Genomic DNA, 21575 nt, shown 5'->3' with positions numbered 1-21575 from the left:
GAATCGAAAGCCCCGCCGTCCCATCCGGACGACAGAGCTTTCCAATTCACGCGGGCTTAAATCTGAGCGAAACCGCCGTCGACGAAGAGTTCGACGCCGTGGACATAGCTCGCGGCATCCGACGCGAGGAACGCCGCCACCTTGCCCATCTCGCGCGGTTCGGCGAGGCGACCGAGCGGCACGCCGGCCGCGAGCCCCGCCTCGAACTCGTCCCAGCCGGCATCGCCGCCCGCGACCCCGTGCAGGCCAGGGGTCCGCGTGCCGCCGGGGGCGAGGACGTTGACGCGGATCTTGCGATCCTTGAGGTCGAGGATCCAGCCGCGCGCGACGTTGCGGATCGCCGCCTTGGTCGCGCTATAGACGCTGAATGGAACGCCTACGGTCTGATTATCGCAGAATATGGCGAATTTCCGGGCCATGTCCAGACGAATACGAACATCATGGGATGAAAGCTTGGAGGTAGCGGGAATCGCGTTCCCTGCTACAAACCCCAATTATCCTATACAATCACAAGCACGATGAATCAAAATACCCCCAATCCTACCCCCAAACTTGCTGAATGAAGGCGGACTAAGACGGCCGTTGACGAACGCAGCTTTGGCCGCCTCCTTCCACGTCACGCCTACAATATCAAGTGCTCAACGCGCGATCACCCGTACGAATCTGAAACTAACATATTGATAAATTGATATAATTTGACCGCCCTACAGAAATTTGCTATACTGCCTGCGCGGCATTTGGCCCGCAATTTCAGAACAAGAGCATGTTATGGGAACGTCAGCGAAGGTGCTGACGCCGCGAGAGCTTGGCCGTGTGTTGGAGCATGTAGGGCAAAGAGGCGCGGCGCAGCGAAATAGATGCATCGTCTTGCTCAGCTTTAGGGCAGGACTTCGGGCCTGCGAGATCGCAGGCTTGAGCTGGGACATGGTGACCGGACCCGACGGTCGTATCTCTACCATCATCGCGGTCAGCGGCTCCATCGCGAAGAACGGTCGGGGGCGCAACGTACCGCTTCACTCGGAATTGAAAGCAGTCCTGGCTACACTTCGAGCTGCTCAGGGACGCCCAACGGCGGGGCCGGTCGTGCGATCGCAGCGAGGCGGTCATATGTCGGCCAAGAGCATCGTAAACTGGTTCACCGCCCTGTACCGCCAACTCGGTTTTGATGGATGCTCTTCGCATTCGGGGCGCCGAACCTTCATTACGCAGTCTGCAAGGTTGCTGACCAAGGCCGGCGGGTCGTTACGCGACATCCAGGAGCTTGCGGGCCATCGCGCCCTTACTACCACCGAGCGCTACATCGAAGGCGACCGAGAGGCGCAGCGCAAATTGATCCAGATGCTGTGATCACCTTGAAGCGATTTCGCCGGATGGAATTGCATCTGCGAAATGCCGGCTTCGCCCACGACATCGACTGGTCGGAAACCGTTCCGCCGGCCACGAGCCCAGAAGAATTTGCTGATCATGCGATCTACGTGATTTGCAATTCGGGTATGAAGAACAGTGTCGCAGAGCCGATCTACGAAGCCTGCATGGCGGCGCTGCTGAGCGGCAAGCGCGTAAGGCGCGTTTTCGGGCATCCCGGAAAAGCCAAAGCCATTCAAAAGATTTGGCGTGATCGCGAGCGTCTGTTCGTTGCTTATCTGTTTGCAACAGACCCGATCAAATTCTTGCAGCGGATCCCCTGGATCGGTCCCGTCACCAGCTATCACTTGGCGAAGAATCTCGGCGCGGATGTCGCAAAGCCGGACGTGCATTTGGAACGCCTTGCCCGCCGAGACGGCACTACCACCCACCGGCTGTGCCAGCGCCTCTCTCGCGAGACGGGTTATCGGGTCGCGACAATCGATACGGTGCTGTGGCGAGCATGTGCCGAAGGCTTGCTCAACTCCACCACCTACGAGCGCATCGGCTGGAAGGCAGCATTCAATCCCAGCAAGCTGGTTCCACGGGACGAAGGCTAGCGTCGTCAACTGAGCGCCGAGTTTGCGGCAGACATTTCATCAGCAGAAGAAGGAGTACGGACTATGGATTCCGAGAACGGCTGCACATGCGCGACGCCGCCGCGAGCAGAACGGATCGCGAGGCTCAACGACAGGCTGCGACAACGCGGCGAAGGCGGGAGCCTGATGGTCACCGCGGGCGTGAGCGCCCTTCCCGACTTCGACCCGCTCGCTCTTGCATTGGCGCTGTCGAAATACACGGCGTTCGATGAGGAAAATGACCCCCACGGCGAGCGCGATTTCGGAGACCTGCGCTTGTTCGGCGAGGATATGTTTTGGAAGATCGATTATTATGATCTGGAAAGAAAGTTCGGATCCCCTGACCCAGCGGACGAGGCCGTTACGTCTCGCGTGCTGACGGTGATGCTGGTTTCAGAATATTGAAGGCGGTCATCGTGCGCTGGAACCAACGTCCAGAAGCTGCAGCGGTTCGACGTTCAACGCCGCGGCCAAACGCTCAACCATGTCAATCGTAGCGGCGTAGCGTTCCCGCTCCAGCGCACTCACATAGGTCCGGTCAATCCCGACGCGATGCGCCAACTCTTCCTGCGACAGCCCTTCGGCCGACCGCAGGCTGCGCAGATTCCGAGCCAATATGGTCCTCAAAGCCATACCGGCAACCTGATGCCAGTGTAGACTTTTCATCCACGGAGTATACTCAACAAAGTGCGGGCAGACACTGAAGGAGATGATAGTGAACAGATACATTTGGTCGTTAGCGGTCGTCGTGATGATATCGGGATGTTCAGGCCCTCCCGATTCCGCGGTCGATTTTCAAACGGACGAACCCGCCAAGCGGATCGCAAGCGACATCCTCACGCGCAACGACTTGGTGGCGCGCGCCGGCTTGGTGAAAAACCACCTCGCGAGCATGGAATCGGAGTCACTGACCTTCTGCAACAACGATGCCGAAGATCGGACCATCAAAGCGAGAATTTTTTCGGAGTTCGGCGACAACATGACCTCGGGCCGGGAGATGCACTTCTGCGTGACCAAGCATGGCGACATCCGCAAGATTGGGGAACAGGCGGTGGACATGGCTCGTCCGGACAGGTTCATCACCTGGGCGGACATAGGTGGCACGCCTGTCGCGATGGCGCCTGCACCCGCGCCGGCACCCTTTGCCGCCCCGGCTGAGACCGAGTTGGTTGAAGGAGATGTCGGACCGTATCCGGAACCTCTTCCGAAAGTCGATCCACAAGGTCCGAGAAACTGGCAAGAACTTATGAAGGAGGAGGACAAAAAGGTCGAGGAGTTCCAACGCCGGGTAAAGGCCGAGGCGGCCGACGAAGCGGTCCTACCCGATGAATGAACAGAGGCCGGCTGTACCAGCAAACTCGGCAAAACGACCTTACGCAGCGCTCATGGTATAACGGCACTTTTGCCATACGACTGGCCGTTTGCCGTCCGGCAGCTTTCGCCCCCGGCGGTAAGAGATTTGGCGCACGCCCTTCATTTTTCGCTTGACTTGTACCCCATCGCTCCTGGACACCAGGGCGCCGTGGCGCTTGGTGCTCGCCGCAGTTGGGGGAACGCATGGGTACGCAGACATTCATAGACCTGTTTGCAGGTTGCGGGGGACTGTCGCTCGGCCTCCGAAGGGCAGGATGGACCTCGCTATTCGCCGTTGAAGCGCACCCTGACGCCTTCGCTACCTATTCGCACAACTTGATTCGCGAGGCCGGCGCGTGGCCGGAATGGCTTCCCCATGAAGCCATGCGCATTGAGCAGCTGATCAGCGACCACCGCCGGAACCTCAAGAAGCTTAGGGGCCACGTAGATCTGGTCGCCGGTGGCCCACCCTGCCAGGGATTCTCGACCGCGGGCCGGCGTCGGGCTGACGATCCAAGAAACCGCATGGTCCGGCACTATCTCGATTTCCTTCGCCTCGTCGAACCGCGACTCGTGCTGCTCGAGAATGTCCGCGGCTTTATGACGATGCAACTTGACGATGCAGGTAGTTATGCCGCGCACGTCACCAAGGAACTCGAGGGAATGGGATATCGAGTCTGGAGTGAGATGCTCGTCGCCTCTCAATGGGGCGTTCCGCAACGCAGGCCGAGGTTCTTCGTGGTTGCCTCGCGCGACAAGGGGCTAGAGGGCATAGATCCGTTCCTGCGCATGCGGGTCGGCCGTCGCCAATTCCTCGAATCGCGCGGGCTGCCCATCGACAAGGAAGTTGGCGTTGCGGAGGCAATTGGCGACCTCAAGACAAGAGGCGCCACCCTCGTCCCCTATCGCGGCGGCGACGGCGGATTCATGGAGATCGACTACGCTGTACCCCCTGCCGCGACCGGCTATCTCGCGCTAATGCGGAACGGTGCGTCCGGTAGTCCAACGGGGCTTCGCCTCCCACGGCATTCGAGGATCGTCACCGAGCGGTTCAACAAGATCCTGAAGACGTGCCGCTCAGGCGTTCCGCTCTCGTCCGAAGATCGGAGCCGTCTTGGAATGCAGAAGCGCTCGCTCACCTTGTTGGCGGCCGACAAGCCTTCCTGCACGGTCACGACGCTACCAGATGACATGGTACACTATCAGGAACCGCGTATCCTGACGGTGCGAGAATGCGCGCGCCTCCAGTCCTTCCCTGACTCGTTCGAATTCCTCGGTCCATACACGACCGGTGGAGATCGGCGCCGCGAAGCGTGCCCTCGATATACGCAAGTCGGAAACGCAGTCCCGCCCCTGCTTGGCGAGGCGATAGGCGAAGTCCTACTTGCCCTCGGCAGCCTCGCTCAGAACGGCGGAGATCGCAGCGAAGTTGTCGAGATGGCGTGAAAGATCCTTCCGCATCTTCGATAGCCCGACCTTGTTGAGTTGCTTGCCACTTGCGTAATTGATCACCCACCCATCGACATCCCGCGTCTCGACGATATGGCCGAGCGCGTTCCGCGGCTGGATAACTTCCTCGACATAAGTTCCCAAGACTGCGAGGTGCGACTCGCATGCAGGATGGACCGCAACGACCTTCTGCACCGAGAGGGTCGCGACCTCGTGCAGGATTCCGCTGTTAAGTGCGCGACTACCCAAGCGACCCTCAAGGTCCTTGAGCTTGCCATAGGCTTTGGCGTGGCTCCCAGCGGCACCCGCTACCTTGGTATCGATGGCAGCAACCAGTTCGGATTGTGCCTTGGCATCCATCTTCGCATGGGCGAGCCGAACCACCTCGCGCATTTGGTCATCCGCCCGTCCGGCCGACACGACAGCTAACCCCCGCATGGCCTCGAGCCGTGAGAGGCGCTCGACGACATGATTGACATGGTCAATCAGCTTGGCCCGGAGTTCGTTGCGCCGTGCGCAATAGACGCCATCGATGGCCTGATCCTTGACCATGTCGCGGAGCCGGTCGGTGGCCTGGCCGCTGTAGAAGATGATGTCGGTGAACCCGAAGCTGTTGCGAATGCGCCTGGCGACCTCGTCCCCCTTCGGCTGGCCTTCACCCAGGTCCCAGTCGACGACGACCAAGTCATAGTCGTGGAACTTTTCCTGATAGGCAGACAGCTCATCGAGCCTGGACGCGTCTCCTTGCTGGTCTAGTTCGAGCAACAGGCCGTGCTTGGCGAGTTCGCGTCGCATGCCGGTAACGGCTTGCTGGACGCCGTCCATCTGGTTCTCGAACCAGAGTACCTTGAATTCGAGCCGCATCCCCCTCCCTTCCTATCAATCCTTCTGCCGCGGAAGCCTGACGATGAATCTTGTTCCCCTACCCTCGTGTTCGGGATCGAGCGCGATCGAGCCCCCCATCTGCGACAGGACTTGAGCTGCATGGTACAACCCTAGACCGGAGCCGGACTCTGCGCCGCTATATCCCTTGTCGAAAATCCGGGCGCGATCGACGCGATCGCCAATGCCACGGCCATTGTCCTCGATGAGCATCTCGAGCGCGGATGACTTGTGGACGCGACGCACCTCGAAGTGAATCTTGGTGGCCTTCGCCTTGCGCGCGTTGCTCATGAGGTTATCGATGACGATCGCGATATCGATCGGTTTGAACTTCGATACAATCGCGTTGCCGCCGTCATCAAACGTGGCAAATCGCTCGCCCTCGAAGAGCGAGGCAACATTCATGACATATTCGGACATGTACTGGACGATGTCGATGTTCGCCTGGTCGGCATCGAGCTTGAAATTCGCCTGCGTCGCAAATCGCGTAACGGCCAGAATGCGGCTATTCTGGAAGCTGATGTGTTCGAGGTCAGCAGCTAGTTCTACCGGATCTATGGGATCGCCATCGGCAATAGCGCGGAGATTGTTCGCTACCGCGTCTTGGATGGCAGTCGCGTAGATCACGACTTGGTGGTGGAGAAGCGTGAGCGTCTCGCTATCGCGCGCTTCCAAGCTCGTGAGCAAAAGCGATCGCCGCTGCTCGTCCTTGAACTTTTGTTCTGCATCATCGGCTCGTTTCGCCTCGGCGCGTGCCTGTGCCTCCGCTGCAGCTCGCCGGCGAGTTTCTTCCTTAGCCTTCGCCTCTGCCTCCGCGGCGGCCGCATTCAATTCTGCATAGCGGCGTCTGGAGCGTTCGATCCGCTCGAGCAGGCGCACATCGCCAGTGCGCTCTGCTACGACGGAGAGGCCTTCCATTGCCCGCTCGAACTCCCCGGCGCGGTCGCTGATGGTATCGATCAGTTCGGTGTCATATTCGAGCAACTCGACGCCCTTGCGACCGACGAGGTTCTTGACGACCTGAATAATGCGCGACCGCGCATCGTCGGTGGTCAATCCACTTGCATCCGAACGCTCGGCATCAAGCGAGTCCGCCCAGGTTACGTCGACGACATATCGTTCGAGCCGCGTGAGCAGGTTGCGTAGCACCAACTGTTGCAACGCCTCGGTGCGAGGCCCCTCGACCAGCCCGTTGTCGCGGCTCGAGGCCTCCATAAAGAAGCGCTGAGGAGCGACGATGTCGATGCGACCCAGCAGGTCGCGCGTTCCGAGATAGCGGGCATAGCCCTGCGCTTTTCGCCGATCGATGCCGAACTCGTCATTGCCTTCCTCACCAATGGGAAAGACGCGAAAGCCATTGAGGAATAGGAATACCGAACCAAACTTTACGGGCTCTATCCCCATCCGGCGCGTAAAGGTCGCCTTCGCGCTCCGGTTTAGGTAGAGGAGATCGGCTGAGATCTGCGCGCCCTCCAGCTCGGGATAGGGATTTTCTTCCCTGACCCTATAGATCAACCGATCCCGGTCGCGGAGCGTCGAGTGGATGACACCACCCTCCAGCTGCACCGAAAGCTGCGTCGTCTTGCCCTCGAGGACGTCGAGGATCGTGTTTGCAACCGGCCCATTGACGATCGCCTCGGGCTTGCCTTTGGCAGCCTTGTCGCCCTCACGCTCGGCAGGAGCGTGGAGAAAAACCTCCATCTCGCCCTTCGGCGCAAAGGGATCGACGAGCTTTGCCAGATAGTCCTTTAGCTTGAGCAGCTTGTTTCGGTCCCAGACCTCCCGTAGCGACGATATCTCAAGGATCGTCGTTCCGTCGCGGGGCAAGGAGACGTCCGGAACCGGCGGCAGTGCGCTGGCAGGTTCCACGGCAACCCCGATCGAACCGAACTCGTCTTCCGGCCGGCCCTCGAAGTCCTCCCAGTTGACGATTAGCCGGTTGCATGCTCGCTCCCCTTCCTGACGGCTGTGCAGGACGAGCGACTTGCCCAGGCGGTCACAAGAGAAGCGCCCGATGCCCTTGTTTCCGGCATATCCGCGCCTCACCGCGATCTTGTCGCGGAAATCCTGCGAGAGCCCATCATCTTCTTCGCCCGTCGCCTTTGCAGAAAAGGCAACGAACAACCACTTTTCGAGGAGGTCCTCCTCGGACATACCCTTGCCATCATCGACGATCCACAGCGTACCACCCGCTAGGACGATATCCACGCGGCGCGCATGGGCATCGAATGAGTTCTTGACCAGTTCGAAGACAGCCACGAAATCATTCGTAATGAGGTCGCGACCGATGATGTCCTTGAGGGACGAACTGATGCGAAAGTACCTAGCCAACTACTACTCCCTCCCAGCAATACGATAGCAGCTACGATGGCGGAGTCGAGCATGGAACCTGAAGCGAAGCGTCGCCTGATGGCGCGCTTCCGCTCGCAGGATACCAAGCCCGAAATAGCGGTTCGCCGCTTACTCCATCGGCTCGGGTACCGCTTCCGCATCCATGTTGGCCGCCTTCCAGGCAAGCCAGATATCGCGTTGCCTAAGTATCGTACCGCCATCTTCGTCCACGGCTGTTTCTGGCACCGGCATGCGGGATGCAAGGTCGCAACCGTTCCCAAGACCAGGCAGGACTTCTGGCAAGCAAAGTTTGAAGGGAATATCCAGAGGGATCGCCGCAACGCCTCCGAACTCGAGGCGATGGGATGGCAGGTCATCATCGTCTGGGAATGCGAAACCCGAGACATCGATCGCGTTGCCGAGGCCCTGGAATCGGCACTAAGATCACGTAGCAATGCCCGCCAACTCGGGTCCGGAACTGCGAGCGAAGGTGACCGCTAGGAGAGTACAACTATGGGCAGGGAACTCGAACTCATGGCCCGGGAAATCGACCCGATGGCCTGGAAGGCGTGGGAAAACACGCCCGAGATCCAAACGCGAAGGACCATCTCGATCGAGAAGGCAAGGACAGCATTGCGGCGCATCCGCAAGATAGGCGACGTTGCGCTGTCGCGTGGCGCTTCCGCCATCTCAGGTGCCGAAGAAGCCCGAGCAAGCGAGGTCGCACAGGCGACTTGGGCCGCCATAGTCGACGCGATCACGGAGCGCAGGGAATAGGTTCGGCTCCGCCGGCGCTGCTACGGTCTAACGATCATATGCGCGCCGTCCGCACCTCGACGGTGATCCCCGGAAGGTCGAAGACCGAAGCGCCATCGGGATTCCCTTGGCTGGGACCGCAGTGCGGCGGTCGCGACATCGCGGCAACGAAGCCCTCGCAAGCGGGATCGCGCACTGCTTCGGTCAAGGAATGCCAACTCGTCCACGAAGCGCGAGCGTCATATCGCCCCTCGCCGGCAAATCGACTGGAATGCCTAGCCATCACCAGCATGCGGGGCACAGCGTCGCTGGCCTCGCCCCATCCATAGGCCTTGGCAATCTCCGCTGAGGTACGCCCGTCGATCCAGGCATGGACCTTCGCGACCCATTCGTTGCCCTTCGTCAGCAGATTGACCCGGCGACTTTCCCGCTCCGCAAGGCTGAACCCGTAGACGTCGTACCACTTCAGCTGGACGAACACGACGTCGCCGGTCTCGTGGTCGAGCACGACCGCATCGGCATCGGTTAGCGTCGAGCCGTCCTTGCGACGCAGCTTGAGGCCGGTTCCGAGTACCATGTATCTCGGTTCCGGAAGAAGCTGCCGAAGCTCGCTTCGAAATATATTCTCGCGACCGTCGACGATACTGTCCCAGTCGCGGCGATAGTTGCGGCGCAAGTGCTCGAGCAGGCCAGCGTGGGGATTCAAGAACCCGCCGAACATCGGCAGCAGTACGAAGTCCTCGCCGGCATCGATGTAGTAGGGCAGCGGAATCTCGTGCCGCGCCTCGCTATAGGCGGCCCCATCGGCGTCGAGCGTCAGCCCTTCCATCAACTGGCGCGCGCGCGCCGCGTCGTCGCCCCGCTCCTCAAGCACATCAAGAATGTCGCCTCGTCGCGCGTAAACGGTCATGAGGTTTCGCATGTCGAGCTTCGGCTTGCGTCGATGCAGCATGCCGGCGGCATCGATATGGTGCAGGACGGTGCCGAGGGCGTTGGTCGAAGCCTCGGTCCATTCCCCAAATGGCCGACCGCCGATGACGCCGGTCGGCGGCAACGCTTCGGCTTCGATTATTCCGGCCGCCTCTATCCTGGCCTGCGATCGATAGTGGCCGATCAGGAAATCGTCGTTGTCGTAGCCGATGAACCATCCCATCGCTGCCTTGCCGTATCGCCTCAGCCTCCGGCGAACTTCGGGTAGTTCGCCAGAGAGGTTTGGAAACAGCGCCCGGGCATCCTCCCGCGAACGATTCTTAGCCGCGTGCCCCAGGGCCGTCTCGGCCATCTCCTCGTCGTTGGGCAAGAACTCGATAGCGATCCTGTCGCTCGCCAAGACCCTCGCAGTGGCAATGCCGTAGCGCTCCATCGCTGCCCACCGGATCGCCACTGCGAAGCGCCCACAATTCAACAGATGGTTGTCGAATGCGGCAGAAAGGTTAGGGTTGCTGGGAAACCATGGGATAGTTCCTGGCATGCCGCGCACGGCTCCGAGCAGTGGGCGAAGGGATGTAGCCGCGCCGCGCAACCTAAGCCAGGCGTGCGTCGTGTCCGGTCGCCTTGCGTATCGATTGGTATAGGCAGCGACGTCGAGCGCACGGACCAACGATATCAGGAGTTCGCGTTCGTAGCCGAGCCAGCTTGCGGAGACGGCCGCAACGTATCGGTCGCGCTGCTCGATTAGTAGCTTTTCGGCCAACATTCCAACGGCTACCTGCTCTGCTAACCAGGAAACTTCGCTCGCAAATCGTCGAAGTTTAGAAAAAATGGTGTAAAAACTTCCTCCGAAAGCGGTGCATCATCGAGTGCTATCCGTTGGCCATTAGTGAACGGGTGATGAGGAACAATATACGTTTCAAGGAACCATGTCTGATAAGACTGACAGACAATGTGTATGTCACCAATCATTTGAAGCACGTCCTCCATCAACCGCGCGAGCGCTGCCTTAGTGGAGTCGAGTCCGCAAAGCTGCGCTAATGCTCCGAGATGAAGCGTCTCTGCACTCATATATAACGTCGTTGCGAAGAACTGGCCGTGATAGTCTGCCAATTCCTCGTCGCCGATCTGTGCCATCGCAGAGCGCGCGAAAGTGTGATCGCTATGAAATCCCATCTTGTTACGCAAAATGCTGAGCGGCGCGTTCCCATTTGAGAAATAGCGACGTACCCGTCCTACTGCTTCGACAGCTTCCGAACCAAGCTCTGTTTCCCACGAACGAGAGAACTGGCCTAGTTTCCTAAACAAAGAGGAACCCTCATGAAGGCGGCTTGACAGCATGCGCAGATTGAGGAGCTCAAACGCAATCTGACCATCCATATCGTAATGAGAACGGCCCGATTTTGGTTTGTTCCTAGCGACTAGCATCTGACGGATAAGTATGATGCAATCGTTCCACAACTGCCCAATCATTAGATAGCCGAGCCGCGTGTCCTCAGGCGCCCGCGCGAAGAGGTCTTGGCGAAATGCGAAGCGGAACGTTTCTGCCATTATATCTTTCCAAAAGTTGTTAGATGCGCCTGTCCTCACGCGATATCTAATGCCGGTTATTGCGCGTTGGGACGATGGAAGACGCTACTTAGGGCAAAAGCCCAATTATGCCATAAGCAGGATGTCCACCTAAACTCAGATGGGGCTTTAGTCCCTGTCGTCGCGGACACGTCGTCAACGACGTGTCCGCACCCGAGCTGGCCGCAGTATTTTCGCGCCCGCTCTCGTGCGTGATCTTTTCCGCACCGTCTTTGCACGGCGAGTTTGCGTGACGGGCCTCTGCTTCGGAATGGGCGGCCGCTTTGTGCTACCCCGGTTACCGTCGGGGTGCCACACAGGCTCTGGGCGTTCGCCACCGCGTAGCAATCGAAACGGCTCGTATTTTTCCGTGCCAGACTTCACGCGGTATTTCTTCCAAAACTTGGTGATGTTCACCGCTCGCTCTGATGTTTCCTTTTTGAACCGCCGCGCCTGCCAACATCTCAGTTGGCGACGCCATTTGTTACACCAACAAATTCCTTCAGGACCGACGCCAAACACCATCTCAAAGAGCGGCAGATATGCCAAACATTCAAGGATTCTAAGCGCCAGCCTGTTTGAGTAACCCTTTTGCGTGGGCTGAAACATAAAATGCTCAGGCTTCTTTTTCTGAGGTTTGCGAAATTTTGCGTCGTGCGGGGCCTTCATGAGGTAGCCGGCAACCCGCTCTATATTGCTCCTATCTTCAAGCGAGTCTTCGAGCAGACCTTGCACGACGAGCGGCGGACAGCCAAAATCTGCTCTCCATGCAGAAGATTGTGCTACGGCACGCTCCCATGCGGCGTGATCAATTGGCGAACGTGCCCAGACGAGCGCATGCACATTTGCCATCAGCGTTTTTCCTTTACCCTGCTCAGGATAGTTGGTGAGCGCTTGCACCTCGATCACAGCAATGCCGTTCAGGCCTGCATCCCTTATGGATTTAGAAACCTTATTACGAATCGATTGGATGTTGATCGCCGCAGTCCTGTCCGAACAATTCCAATCGCTGTTGATAAACGTAGAGAGGGCAAAATATGTGCCTTGTTTCCCGCGCGCGGCGCGCTCCACCGAGCGCCCGAACATTTTCGACATCAGGCTGACAAAGATGGTGCCTGCTTTTAACCCGGCTCGTAGGTCGGATCGAAAGATCTTTTCGCGAGCATAATCTTTGCCAATGATCGCTTGGAAATCTAGGCGACCTTTTTCTGAAACCTCGCAACTGTCGAAGGCTCTCGAAACCTTCCGTTCGAATTCTGCATAAGATTTGCGCAACTTTTCTATCGCGCAAACACCATCTAAGTGTCGCATCGTCATAAACCTCGATATTTTTTCAAAGCGAATTCAACGCAGGCATGTCGCCCTGTCGTCAAGAGAGGGGGCCTCAGCACTTCATTCAGCCTGTCCACCCCTTACTACAACATCGGTAAGCAGCAGATAAGAGAGCGCTTTTTGAGCCCGTGAGAATCTCGAAAGATCAGAAGTCTGAGGTTTTTATCAGAGATCGCTCCAGCAAATTTTTCGCACTCTCGAAAGAAACGAGAGTTCGGCTGCCGATCTTAGCCGTTTCAAGTTCGCCTCTGTTGATTAGCTGATAGGTTTTTGTGCGCGCGATCCCAAATCGACGACAAAACTCGCGTATTGATATGAAAAATGGATCTTCCATTGCGTCCTCCGTTATCAGGCAGGGTGCCCTTGGACGCCGGAGAATTAGGCAGAATGTTCGACTTTGCCTGTACGACAATGTCCGACAATGTCTCTAAACGAGCTAAGCTTGATCTCTAAGAAGGAGCCTTTCGGCGGCATGGATCGCTGCTTGCGCAACCGGATAAGCGGTGCTCCGCGCCAACGGCAAATCATGCTTTTCGGCTAACTTCGTATCGATAATTTCGACTAGCCTATTTGCGCTTATGCCCTCGAAACCCGTATCATGATAACATATCAAAAGTTCAGTGATCCAATCTGGCCATAAGCTTGAAGGTTTTCGTCCACCTTTTTTCGATTTTTTATTGGCTTGTGGTTCTATTGAGCCAGTCACTATCTTAAGAATATCTTCTTTTGCGAAACGAACCCCTAGAGCAAAAACCCGGATAGGAAGTTGCGGGGCATTTTTTACCATATCGCTCGCTCCGGCTGGATAACTGACGATGATCAGCCCGTTATACCAGTCCCATCGCTTGAGGTCCGACTTCTTGATATCTTTCCAAATCGCTCCGCCCAACATACCTGGCGGAGAGACGCTGACCGCTAAAGCGTCGCCATATTGCGTGCTGGAAACAACGGGCCGAGTCTTTTCAACGCGCAGTTTATGCCAATAATCATCAGTAATGACCGGCGCAGGTTCTTCCTCATCCCATTCCACCACAAGTTGCGGCTCAACATAGGGCCTTCCAACATCGATCCCTATTGCACACCACCAGCAGTCCGCTTTGATGGAACAGTCGACTAGCCGCTCGACTATAGCTCTTTTTGCGGCGCGGTCGCCGCCGACATAAGGAGATATGAGATGAACTGCCTGCAAAGCGCCAATCATCTCCCGTTGCGCAGCCATTTTTTATCCCCAAAAACCGAGCAAATTTCTCAAGCCTACTCAGTGCCATCCTATGCACTCGAATAAAGTGGCTCAATGGATTATCCTTTGATGAAGTCGCAAACAGCTCCGTGTAGATAGAGGTTTATCGGCCTCGAAGTATTCCGATTGGGCAATGGCTTCCCTTAACCAACGACCGAAGCCCCCGCTTCTAGCCGTAGGCAGTCCAAATAGTCGCTCCACCACTGCGCCATTTCAACGCGCTCCTGCCAATGGGCGCCGCGGTGATAAGCGGCGCGCACCTTGTCTCCATCCGCGTGAGCCAGCGCCCGCTCAATGGCGTCTGGATGCCATTTTCCTGATTCATTTAGGAGAGTCGAAGCCATCGCCCGAAACCCATGCGCGGTCATTTCCCGGCTGGTATAACCCAGCCTCCGCAAACCCGCATTGATAGTGTTTTCGCTCATTGGCCGCGATCGAGACCGTATCGACGGAAAAACGTACCCGCTCGGGCCAGTGATCGATCGCATTTCTTTGAACAACGACAACGCTTGACGTGACAGCGGCACAAGGTGCGCCTTGCGCATTTTCATCTTTTCGGCCGGGATGGTCCAAAGCGCATTGTCTAGATCGATCTCGCTCCATTCAGCATGGCGCAACTCGCCTGGGCGGACGAATACATGCGGCGCGATCTGCATTGCCAGCTGGGTATGCCCCTGCCCATCATAGCCATCGATCGCACGCAGCAGTTCTCCGACACGGCGTGCATCAGTGATGGCTCCGTAGTGCGTGACCGTTGGCGCGGTGAGTGCGCCGCGTAGATCGCGAGTGGGGTCCGAGCCCAAGCGAGCGGTCGCCACAGCATACCGGAACACCATGCTTGCCAATTGCAGGGTACGCCGCGCACTTTCGAGATTGCCCTTGCCTTCGATCTTACGAATTGCACCCAGAATGTCGGCGGGCTCAATCTCAGAAATGGCCAATCGTCCAATGCTGCCATTGAGCAGAGACAGGAGATATTCACTCCGGGTCGCCGTCGCTGCCGCCCACCCCTTCTCACCATCACGCCTGCGCTTGGCGCAATATTCGTCAGCGATGGCGGTGAACGTATCCGCCGCCTGTATACGTGAACGCACTTTATCGCGCTGCTTCTCGCGGGAAGGATCTTTGCCCAAGGCGATCATCGCCCGCGCTTCATCGCGTCGCTTGCGGGCATCGCTCAGTCCGATCTCAGGATAAGCCCCGATAGACAGGAGTTTCTCGCGCCCATCGATGCGATATTTGAGCCGCCAAAGCTTCCCGCCTGCGGGCGTCACCAGCAGAAACATGCCCGCGCCGTCCGTCAGCTTTATCGGCTTTGGGCCGGGTTTTGCGTTCCGAATTGCCACGTCAGTCAAAGCCATTTGCTTGCTCAGCCTCCCCGGAGCCTGCCCCACCCAATACCCCCAAGCGCGGGGGTATCGCATTGACGATTTACCGACACCCCCCAATCATACCCCCACCGAGCTACGGCTGTGGGCGAACGTGAGCGAACGCTTGCGGCTCAACATGCCTACTATACTGCGGTTTTCTAGGAAGTGTCCAGACGAAAGCGGACGTCAGCGGACAGGGGCCTGGAGCGGGTAGCGGGAATCGAACCCGCCTAGCTAGCTTGGAAGGCTAGAGCATTACCACTATGCTATACCCGCTTCGCCAAGGCCGCGGCGATTGCCAGTTTGGCCGGGCGGCGTCAAGCGCCGCAAGCATGCGCGGCGTTGAGAACATCGTGGCAACATGCTAGGTGGACGGCGTGGAAGACGCCGAAGACCAGGCCCTGCCGGACGCCGACACGCCCGTTCGCAAGATCATCCATGTCGACATGGATGCCTTTTACGCGTCGGTCGAACAGCGCGACGCGCCGCACCTGCGGGGCAAGCCCGTCGCCGTGGGCGGCTCGTCGCGGCGCGGGGTGGTCGCGGCGGCGAGCTACGAGGCGCGCAAGTTCGGGGTGCGCTCGGCGATGCCCAGCGTGACGGCGAAGCGCCAATGCCCCGACCTCGTCTTCGTGCCGCCGCGCTTCGAGGTGTATCGCGACATCTCGCACCAGATCCGCGCGATCTTCCGCGACTATGCCGACGAAGTCGAGCCGCTGTCGCTCGACGAGGCCTATCTCGATGTCTCGGCCGACAAGGCGGGGCTCGGCAGCGCGACCGCGGCGGCAAAGGCGATCCGCCGCCGCATCCGCGAAGAGACCGGGCTCACCGCCTCGGCGGGGGTCTCGTACAACAAGTTCATCGCCAAGCTCGCGTCGGACCAGAACAAGCCCGACGGACTGACCGTGATCCCGCCGGGCAAGGGCGCGACCTTCGTCCAGACCTTGTCGATCCGCCGCTTCCACGGCATCGGGCCGGTGACGGCCGCGAAGATGGAAGGGCTCGGGGTCTTCTCGGGCGCCGACCTCGCGGGCAAGGATCCGCAATGGCTCGCCGAAAATTTCGGCAACAGCGCCGAATGGCTGTTCAACCTGGCGCGCGGGATCGACCACCGGCGGGTGAAGTCGCACCGGCCGCTGAAGTCGCTCGGCGGCGAGCGCACCTTCTTCAACGACCTGATCACCGACACCGAAATCCGCGAGGCGCTCGCGCATGTCTGCGCCGTCGTGTGGGACCGCGCCGCGAAGAAGGGTGCGCGCGGGCGGACGGTGACGCTGAAATTGCGCTACGCCGATTTCAAGACGATCACGCGCGCGAAGTCGGTGCCCTCCCCCATCCTCGACGGCGCGGCGCTGCTTGCGGCGGGCGAGGCGATACTGGCGCCGCTGTTGCCGACCGAGCAGGGAATCCGGCTGCTCGGGCTGACCTTGAGCAAGTTCGAGGGCGAAGAGGATGACGACGATGGCGCCGAGACGAAGGGGCCGGCCGATCTGTTGAGCCTGATCTGACGTCGCGATTCGGGCTCGCACAAAGCCACGAAGCCACAAAGAGGGCTGTCCCAACTCCGTTCGTGCTGAGCTTGTCGAAGCACTACCCTTCTAACGACATCGAACAAAGAACGGCCCTTCGACAGGCTCAGGGCGAACGGGTTCTGAGATTCTTTGTGGCTTCGTGGCTTTGTGCGAGAAAATTACTCCGCCAAAGCCCCCAGCCGCCGCTCCTTCGTCGCGGTAAAGCGGATGTCGGGATTGCGCTGGGTGATATAGCCGACCTCCCAGCCGTCCTTCGCCATGAACACCGGCGCGCCGTCGCGGTCGGTGGCGCTGGCGCCGCGGTGTTCGGACTGGAACGCCTTCAGCTTCGCCGCGTCGTCCGACGCGATCCAGCGCGCGGTCTCCCAGGGCGACTGCTCGAGCTTGGCCTCGACCTTGTACTCGGCGTCCAGCCGGCTGATCAGCACTTCCAATTGCAGCTGGCCGACGACCCCGACGATCATGTTCGACCCGATTTCGGGGTAGAAGACCTGGATGATCCCCTCCTCGGCCATGTCGTCGAGCGCCTTGCGAAGCTTCTTGGTCTGCGTCGGATCGACGAGCGCGACGCGGCGAAGCAGTTCGGGCGCGAAGTTCGGCAGGCCGGTGATGGTGATGTCGGTGCGCTCGGACAAGGTGTCGCCCACACGCAGCGTGCCATGGTTCGGAATGCCGATGATATCGCCCGGGAAGGCCTCCTCGGCCATCTCGCGATCCTGCGCGAGGAACAGCATCGGGCGGCTGATCGCGATCGCCTTGCCCGTGCCGCCCTGCATCAGCCGCATGCCGCGCTCGAACTTGCCCGAGCAGAGGCGCATGAAGGCGATGCGGTCGCGGTGCGCGGGGTTCATATTCGCCTGCACCTTGAACACGAAGCCGGTGACGGCGTCGTCGGTCGGCTCGACCGGCGCGGGATCAGCGGGTTGCGGCTGCGGCCCCGGCGCGTGCGCGGCGAGCGCGGCGAGCAGGTCGGTGACCCCGAATTCCTTGAGCGCCGAGCCGAAATAGACCGGGGTCAGGTCGCCACCCCGGTAGGCTGCGCCGTCGAAGGGCGCGTAGCAGGCCGAGGCGAGTTCGGTCTCTTCCTTGAGGTGCGCGAGCGCCCCCGCCGACAGCTGGGCCGCCAGCGCGGGATCGTCGAGCCCCTCGACCTTGACGCGATCGCCCTCGTACATCCGCGACGCATCGGCGCCGGGCTTCATGATCGCGGGATCGGCGAGATCGTAGATGCCCTCGAAGGTGCCGCCCATGCCCGCCGGCCAGTTCATCGGACACACGTCGAGCGCGAGCCGGTCGGCGACCTCGTCGAGCAGTTCGAAGGGCGGCAGGCCTTCGCGGTCGACCTTGTTGATGAAGGTGATGATCGGCACCGAGCGCAGGCGGCAGACCTCGAACAATTTGAGCGTCTGCGGCTCGATGCCCTTGGCGGCGTCGATCACCATTACCGCGCTGTCGACCGCGGTCAGCGTGCGATAGGTATCCTCGCTGAAATCCTCGTGCCCCGGGGTGTCGAGGAGGTTGAAGATGAGGCCGGCGTGCTCGAAGGTCATCACCGACGAGGTCACCGAGATGCCGCGCTGCTGCTCGATCTTCATCCAGTCGGAGCGCGCACGCCGCGCCTGGCCGCGCGCCTTCACCTCGCCCGCAATATGGATCGCGCCGCCGGCGACGAGCAATTTCTCGGTCAGCGTCGTCTTGCCCGCGTCGGGGTGCGAGATGATGGCAAAGGTGCGGCGTTCGGGGTGCGGAGCGATCATGGCGCGCGCCTAGCAGCGGCGGCGCGACGTGGGAAGAGGCTGGCATTCGGCGATTGCCCGCGCCGCGCATCTCTGGCATCCTCGCGGGCGAGAGAGATGGAGGCACCTATGTCGCTGTTCCCGCGGATTCAAAGCCCCTGCCCCTATAAGGGCAAGCTCAGCGACATCATGGACGGCGATATCTGCCGCCTCTGCCACCGCGAGGTGCACGACATCACCGACCTGTCGAACGCGGCGCGCCAGGCGCTGGTCGCGGGATGCAGCGACGAGATTTGCGTGAGCTACAAGGTCTCTGCGAAATCGGCGCTCGCCGCGATGGCGCTGGGCGCGAGTATGGCGACCCCCGCCTATGCGCAGGTCGACGAACTGCTTGCGACCAACCTCGCCGAGCCCGAGAGCGGCGAATATTGTTATGAGGAGATCATCGTCGGCGGGCTCAAAAAGCCCGGCGAGGTCGAATGGCTGACCGCCGACCTCGAGACCGACCTGCCCGAAATGCCCGTGGTCTATGACGACGAGCCGGCTGCAACGACATCCAAGGCCAGCACCGCCGAACCGGCCGACGCGCCGAAGGATGATCGCGAGCCGCTGGTCAAGGATCGTCCGGCCGCTTCCTGACTTCGGAAATCGCGCGCCATTCGAGCAGCGCCGCGACCTGCCGCGCCTCGACCATCGCTTCGGGCTCGCCGTCGCTGAGGCTCAGCGCGATATGCGTTGCGTCGAAACCGTTCAGCGAGATGTCGAAGCTTTTCCAGCGCCCGTCGACGAAGGCGATCACCCAGCTGTGCGGCATATAGGCGTTGCTCGCGCCATGGTAGCGGCCGGGCGAGAAGACGAGCCCGTGGACGACGCGCACCGGGATGCCCGCCGCGCGGCCGAGCGCCGCGAGCACCAGCGCATCCTCGGTGCAATCGCCCGCGTGGCGGCGCCAGGCGGTGCGCGCCGAGAGATAGCCCTCGAAATCGATCCGCGGCAGCCGCGCGCGCGCCGCGGCGCCGAGGCGGATCATCACCGCTTCGTCGTTCCGCGCGCCGCGCCGCGCGTTTGCGGCCTTGTCGCGAAAGGCCGCGTCGCCGCTCTGGATCCACGACGTCGGCCGCGTCCAGCGCGCGGTCTCTTCCGCCGTAGGGGCAGTGTTCGGCCCGCAGTCGCCGCAGATATCGACCTGCCAGCCTTCGCCCTCGCGGCGAGCGCGCTGCTCGCCGGTCTCGGGAAAGTCGAAGGGAATGTCGGCAAAGCCACCGAAGGCGTAGCGGATCTGCGCCATCGCCGCGCGCTGGGTGATATGGACGCCGGGCTTATGCTGTTCGTGCGCGACGATGCGGCCGCGCGACAGCAATTTTTCCGATGTCGGCGGTCCGTCGTCGCGGCGCCAGCTGCGCGAACTGCCGAGCAGCGGCTGCGTCGCCTCGGCGAGCTTGCCGTCCTTGTAGGTCAGCCAGCGCACCGACTGTAGCCGCCCGCCGACCGCGGCGGTCAGCACATAGCCCTGCCCGGGTCCGCCGCGCGGCGCGACGCGCATCTCGACGGCGCGGAATTGCAGCGCGATCGGGTCGAATTCGGCGATCGACCAGCTTTTCGTCCCCGCCGGCTCGCCCAGCAGCGGCGCCAGCGCCTCGGGATCGCCGATCGGCAGCGCGGGCATCGCCGCCGCGACCGGATGGCGCCGACCGTCGTTCGTCACCTGTCCCTTGAGCAGCGCGCCGTCGCGATCGAGCTCGACGCTCAGCAACTTGCCGTTCACGCGCCGCTGCCATTGCCAGCGCTGCGGCGAACCGTCGGCGCCCAGCGCGAGGCGCCACAGTTCGTCGATCTCGGTCGCGTCATGCCCCGATACCGTGAAGGCGCTCTCGCCCTGCCGGAGGATTTCCTGCCCGTCGGCGGCCGGGGCCGTGCGTTCGCTCTGCTGGCCGATCAGCTGGCCGCTTTCGCCGTGCAGCGTGAAGCGGACGTCGGTTGCCGCTCCTTGCGCCGCCGCCGAAGTCGCTGCGCAGAGCATAAGCCCGAGGAGCGCGGCCGCGCACCCGGGGCGGCTTCGGAACGCCGTCGCTATCACCATCGCGCGCTGATTTCCCTCTCCCAGGCCACGCCTTACCGTCGCGTCCGGCGCGCAGACTGTCAAAGGAAATGAAAGGCTGGATTCGCAGCCCGAACGCGCGCAAATTGCCGCGATGCGATCGTCCTTCCTCGCCGCGCTGCTCGCTGCCGCGCTCGCCCTGCCCGCTTCGGCGCAGGCGCCCGACCTCACCGGCGAATATCAGCTCGCCGAAGGCCCCGACGTCGGCGGCGGCCTGCTGATCTCGGCCGACGGCACCTATGAATATGGCCTCGCCGCGGGCGCGCTCGACGAATTGTCGCGCGGCCGCTGGGAGCGGCAGGGCGCGGCAATCTGCCTGATCACCGATCCCAAGCCGGTGCCGCCGGTCTTCGAAAAGGCCGAGCCACTCGCGGTCGAGGGCAGTATCCCGACCATCCTCGTCACCTGGCCGAACGGCGAAGCGGTGTCGGGCGTGACCTTCAGGATCGGCTTCGACAGCGGCGAGCCGGTCGAGGATTATACGCAATATAATGGCTGGACGCTGCCCGACGACGAGAAGCGCATCCCGCGCTGGATCGAGGTGGTCGAACCGATCTACGACATCCGCGCACCGCGATACGAGCTCACCGAGGCCGACCGGGGCCGGCTGCACGTGCGGCTGATCCCCAACGATCTCGGGCTGATCGACCTCACCGGCGCCTGCATCGAGGCGCGCGGCGACCGCGTCGTCATGCGCCGCAAGGAAGGCGAACTGCGCTTCGTGCGTTACGAGGCCGAACCCGCGATCGAATAGCGGAGGACCGTCGGCTATGGGATGGAAAGCTGCCTTTTCCTTATTCCAAAGTTCAGGAAAGTTCAGCCCTGTGCGCCTTCCCTCAGGGTCTCAGCAGCCAATTTTGTCGATGGGGGAACGAGTCGGGATCGATGCTTGCATAGCCGAATAATGTAGGAAAGCCTTTTTTTAGAACGGCGGCAGTTTTGGGGTGGGGAGCAGACGTTCTTAATCCTCCCTGCGGCGTAGCCGTGGGGAGGGGGACCGCCGAAGGCGGTGGAG

At 60.7% G+C, this 21575-nt stretch carries 22 protein-coding genes and 1 tRNA gene; 10 read left to right on the top strand and 13 right to left on the bottom strand.

Going from position 1 to position 21575, the window contains the following annotated elements:
* Positions 1-56: 56 nt before the first annotated feature.
* Entirely contained in the window at positions 57-419 is a 363-nt protein-coding gene (locus ATE62_RS14690) for an SDR family NAD(P)-dependent oxidoreductase (protein WP_082662828.1), read from the bottom strand.
* Positions 420-768: 349 nt separating this feature from the next.
* Between ATE62_RS14690 and ATE62_RS22955 the strand changes: the two genes are divergently transcribed.
* From ATE62_RS22955 to ATE62_RS14675, 3 genes are all read left to right on the top strand, one after another.
* On the top strand, positions 769-1347 hold the full coding sequence (locus ATE62_RS22955; protein WP_082662827.1) for a tyrosine-type recombinase/integrase: 579 nt from the start codon (positions 769-771) through the stop codon (positions 1345-1347).
* Positions 1344-1964 (top strand): hypothetical protein, encoded by a 621-nt coding sequence (locus tag ATE62_RS14680; protein WP_156420562.1) that lies wholly within the window; start codon positions 1344-1346, stop codon positions 1962-1964. Before ATE62_RS22955 ends, ATE62_RS14680 begins: the two co-directional genes overlap by 4 nt.
* Positions 1965-2027: 63 nt before the next feature.
* Entirely contained in the window at positions 2028-2387 is a 360-nt protein-coding gene (locus tag ATE62_RS14675; RefSeq protein WP_058808463.1) for a DUF3768 domain-containing protein, read from the top strand.
* A 6-nt stretch (positions 2388-2393) separates the two neighbouring features.
* Here the strand turns inward: ATE62_RS14675 and ATE62_RS14670 are convergent, their stop codons facing one another.
* A complete protein-coding gene (locus tag ATE62_RS14670; protein WP_231736279.1) occupies positions 2394-2711 on the bottom strand; it encodes a helix-turn-helix domain-containing protein in 318 nt (105 codons plus the stop codon).
* On the opposite strand from ATE62_RS14670, the gene ATE62_RS14665 reads away from it, so the two are divergent.
* Both ATE62_RS14665 and ATE62_RS14660 read left to right on the top strand, forming a co-directional pair.
* Positions 2698-3315, top strand: a complete 618-nt coding sequence (locus tag ATE62_RS14665; protein WP_058818549.1) for a hypothetical protein — start codon at positions 2698-2700, stop codon at positions 3313-3315. The genes ATE62_RS14670 and ATE62_RS14665 overlap by 14 nt on opposite strands.
* A 224-nt stretch (positions 3316-3539) precedes the next feature.
* Positions 3540-4781, top strand: coding sequence for a DNA cytosine methyltransferase (locus ATE62_RS14660; protein ID WP_082662826.1), 1242 nt, complete (start codon positions 3540-3542; stop codon positions 4779-4781).
* Here the strand turns inward: ATE62_RS14660 and ATE62_RS14655 are convergent.
* The gene (locus tag ATE62_RS14655) at positions 4716-5648 is read right to left on the bottom strand and encodes a hypothetical protein (RefSeq protein ID WP_058808461.1); all 933 of its coding nucleotides are present in this window, start codon (positions 5646-5648) and stop codon (positions 4716-4718) included. The genes ATE62_RS14660 and ATE62_RS14655 overlap by 66 nt on opposite strands.
* Before the next feature lie 15 nt (positions 5649-5663).
* Entirely contained in the window at positions 5664-7997 is a 2334-nt protein-coding gene (locus ATE62_RS14650; RefSeq protein ID WP_058808460.1) for an ATP-binding protein, read from the bottom strand.
* A 51-nt stretch (positions 7998-8048) separates the two neighbouring features.
* Here ATE62_RS14650 and ATE62_RS14645 point away from each other — a divergent pair, with 51 nt between their 5' ends.
* Complete coding sequence (locus tag ATE62_RS14645; protein ID WP_231736278.1) at positions 8049-8498, top strand: very short patch repair endonuclease; 450 nt, start codon at positions 8049-8051, stop codon at positions 8496-8498.
* A 12-nt stretch (positions 8499-8510) separates the two neighbouring features.
* Positions 8511-8774 carry a hypothetical protein gene (locus ATE62_RS14640; RefSeq protein ID WP_058818548.1) on the top strand — a complete coding sequence of 88 codons (264 nt, stop codon included), beginning with the start codon at positions 8511-8513 and terminating at the stop codon, positions 8772-8774.
* A gap of 34 nt (positions 8775-8808) precedes the next feature.
* Here ATE62_RS14640 and ATE62_RS14635 read toward each other — a convergent pair whose 3' ends face one another.
* From ATE62_RS14635 to ATE62_RS14620, 7 genes are all read right to left on the bottom strand, one after another.
* Positions 8809-10449, bottom strand: a complete 1641-nt coding sequence (locus tag ATE62_RS14635; protein WP_156420561.1) for a hypothetical protein — start codon at positions 10447-10449, stop codon at positions 8809-8811.
* A gap of 20 nt (positions 10450-10469) precedes the next feature.
* On the bottom strand, positions 10470-11234 hold the full coding sequence (locus ATE62_RS14630) for a hypothetical protein (protein ID WP_058818547.1): 765 nt from the start codon (positions 11232-11234) through the stop codon (positions 10470-10472).
* A gap of 174 nt (positions 11235-11408) precedes the next feature.
* Positions 11409-12569: a hypothetical protein gene (locus tag ATE62_RS23355; RefSeq protein ID WP_156422287.1), complete on the bottom strand. Its 1161-nt coding sequence runs from the start codon at positions 12567-12569 to the stop codon at positions 11409-11411.
* Positions 12570-12729: 160 nt separating this feature from the next.
* Positions 12730-12918, bottom strand: coding sequence for a helix-turn-helix domain-containing protein (locus tag ATE62_RS23350; protein WP_156420703.1), 189 nt, complete (start codon positions 12916-12918; stop codon positions 12730-12732).
* A 102-nt stretch (positions 12919-13020) separates the two neighbouring features.
* The gene (locus tag ATE62_RS23345) at positions 13021-13803 is read right to left on the bottom strand and encodes a hypothetical protein (protein ID WP_156420704.1); all 783 of its coding nucleotides are present in this window, start codon (positions 13801-13803) and stop codon (positions 13021-13023) included.
* A gap of 164 nt (positions 13804-13967) precedes the next feature.
* Complete coding sequence (locus tag ATE62_RS14625) at positions 13968-15185, bottom strand: tyrosine-type recombinase/integrase (protein ID WP_058810584.1); 1218 nt, start codon at positions 15183-15185, stop codon at positions 13968-13970.
* A gap of 211 nt (positions 15186-15396) precedes the next feature.
* Positions 15397-15470, bottom strand: a tRNA-Gly gene (locus ATE62_RS14620).
* Between the two features lie 92 nt (positions 15471-15562).
* Here ATE62_RS14620 and dinB point away from each other — a divergent pair.
* Positions 15563-16702, top strand: coding sequence for a DNA polymerase IV (gene dinB / locus ATE62_RS14615; RefSeq protein ID WP_443028866.1), 1140 nt, complete (start codon positions 15563-15565; stop codon positions 16700-16702).
* A gap of 182 nt (positions 16703-16884) precedes the next feature.
* On the opposite strand, the gene ATE62_RS14610 is transcribed toward dinB, so the two are convergent.
* Positions 16885-18483 carry a peptide chain release factor 3 gene (locus ATE62_RS14610; protein ID WP_058810580.1) on the bottom strand — a complete coding sequence of 533 codons (1599 nt, stop codon included), beginning with the start codon at positions 18481-18483 and terminating at the stop codon, positions 16885-16887.
* A 108-nt stretch (positions 18484-18591) separates the two neighbouring features.
* Between ATE62_RS14610 and ATE62_RS14605 the strand changes: the two genes are divergently transcribed.
* The gene (locus tag ATE62_RS14605) at positions 18592-19101 is read left to right on the top strand and encodes a hypothetical protein (protein WP_058810581.1); all 510 of its coding nucleotides are present in this window, start codon (positions 18592-18594) and stop codon (positions 19099-19101) included.
* Here ATE62_RS14605 and ATE62_RS14600 read toward each other — a convergent pair.
* Positions 19076-20482 (bottom strand): transglutaminase-like domain-containing protein, encoded by a 1407-nt coding sequence (locus ATE62_RS14600; protein WP_197411781.1) that lies wholly within the window; start codon positions 20480-20482, stop codon positions 19076-19078. The two genes, ATE62_RS14605 and ATE62_RS14600, sit on opposite strands and share 26 nt — an antisense overlap.
* Positions 20483-20654: 172 nt before the next feature.
* Between ATE62_RS14600 and ATE62_RS14595 the strand changes: the two genes are divergently transcribed.
* Positions 20655-21314, top strand: coding sequence for a hypothetical protein (locus ATE62_RS14595; RefSeq protein ID WP_058810583.1), 660 nt, complete (start codon positions 20655-20657; stop codon positions 21312-21314).
* Positions 21315-21575 lie beyond the last annotated feature (261 nt).

It is taken from the genome of Sphingopyxis sp. HIX (assembly GCF_001468285.1).
Lineage (GTDB): Bacteria > Pseudomonadota > Alphaproteobacteria > Sphingomonadales > Sphingomonadaceae > Sphingopyxis.
Note: the sequence above shows the minus strand (reverse complement) of the source record. Positions and strands in the feature narration are given on the sequence as shown.

Bases quoted from the DNA above. Each gene is read 5' to 3' on its own strand.
- ATE62_RS14690 (WP_082662828.1), bottom strand. From the start codon at position 419: ATGGCCCGGAAATTCGCCATATTCTGCGATAATCAGACCGTAGGCGTT.
- ATE62_RS22955 (WP_082662827.1), top strand. From the start codon at position 769: ATGGGAACGTCAGCGAAGGTGCTGACGCCGCGAGAGCTTGGCCGTGTG.
- ATE62_RS14675 (WP_058808463.1), top strand. From the start codon at position 2,028: ATGGATTCCGAGAACGGCTGCACATGCGCGACGCCGCCGCGAGCAGAA.
- ATE62_RS14670 (WP_231736279.1), bottom strand. From the start codon at position 2,711: ATGTATCTGTTCACTATCATCTCCTTCAGTGTCTGCCCGCACTTTGTT.
- ATE62_RS14660 (WP_082662826.1), top strand. From the start codon at position 3,540: ATGGGTACGCAGACATTCATAGACCTGTTTGCAGGTTGCGGGGGACTG.
- ATE62_RS14655 (WP_058808461.1), bottom strand. From the start codon at position 5,648: ATGCGGCTCGAATTCAAGGTACTCTGGTTCGAGAACCAGATGGACGGC.
- ATE62_RS14645 (WP_231736278.1), top strand. From the start codon at position 8,049: ATGGAACCTGAAGCGAAGCGTCGCCTGATGGCGCGCTTCCGCTCGCAG.
- ATE62_RS14640 (WP_058818548.1), top strand. From the start codon at position 8,511: ATGGGCAGGGAACTCGAACTCATGGCCCGGGAAATCGACCCGATGGCC.
- ATE62_RS14635 (WP_156420561.1), bottom strand. From the start codon at position 10,449: ATGTTGGCCGAAAAGCTACTAATCGAGCAGCGCGACCGATACGTTGCG.
- ATE62_RS14630 (WP_058818547.1), bottom strand. From the start codon at position 11,234: ATGGCAGAAACGTTCCGCTTCGCATTTCGCCAAGACCTCTTCGCGCGG.
- ATE62_RS23355 (WP_156422287.1), bottom strand. From the start codon at position 12,569: ATGACGATGCGACACTTAGATGGTGTTTGCGCGATAGAAAAGTTGCGC.
- ATE62_RS23350 (WP_156420703.1), bottom strand. From the start codon at position 12,918: ATGGAAGATCCATTTTTCATATCAATACGCGAGTTTTGTCGTCGATTT.
- ATE62_RS23345 (WP_156420704.1), bottom strand. From the start codon at position 13,803: ATGGCTGCGCAACGGGAGATGATTGGCGCTTTGCAGGCAGTTCATCTC.
- ATE62_RS14625 (WP_058810584.1), bottom strand. From the start codon at position 15,185: ATGGCTTTGACTGACGTGGCAATTCGGAACGCAAAACCCGGCCCAAAG.
- ATE62_RS14610 (WP_058810580.1), bottom strand. From the start codon at position 18,483: ATGATCGCTCCGCACCCCGAACGCCGCACCTTTGCCATCATCTCGCAC.
- ATE62_RS14605 (WP_058810581.1), top strand. From the start codon at position 18,592: ATGTCGCTGTTCCCGCGGATTCAAAGCCCCTGCCCCTATAAGGGCAAG.
- ATE62_RS14600 (WP_197411781.1), bottom strand. From the start codon at position 20,482: ATGCTCTGCGCAGCGACTTCGGCGGCGGCGCAAGGAGCGGCAACCGAC.
- ATE62_RS14595 (WP_058810583.1), top strand. From the start codon at position 20,655: ATGCGATCGTCCTTCCTCGCCGCGCTGCTCGCTGCCGCGCTCGCCCTG.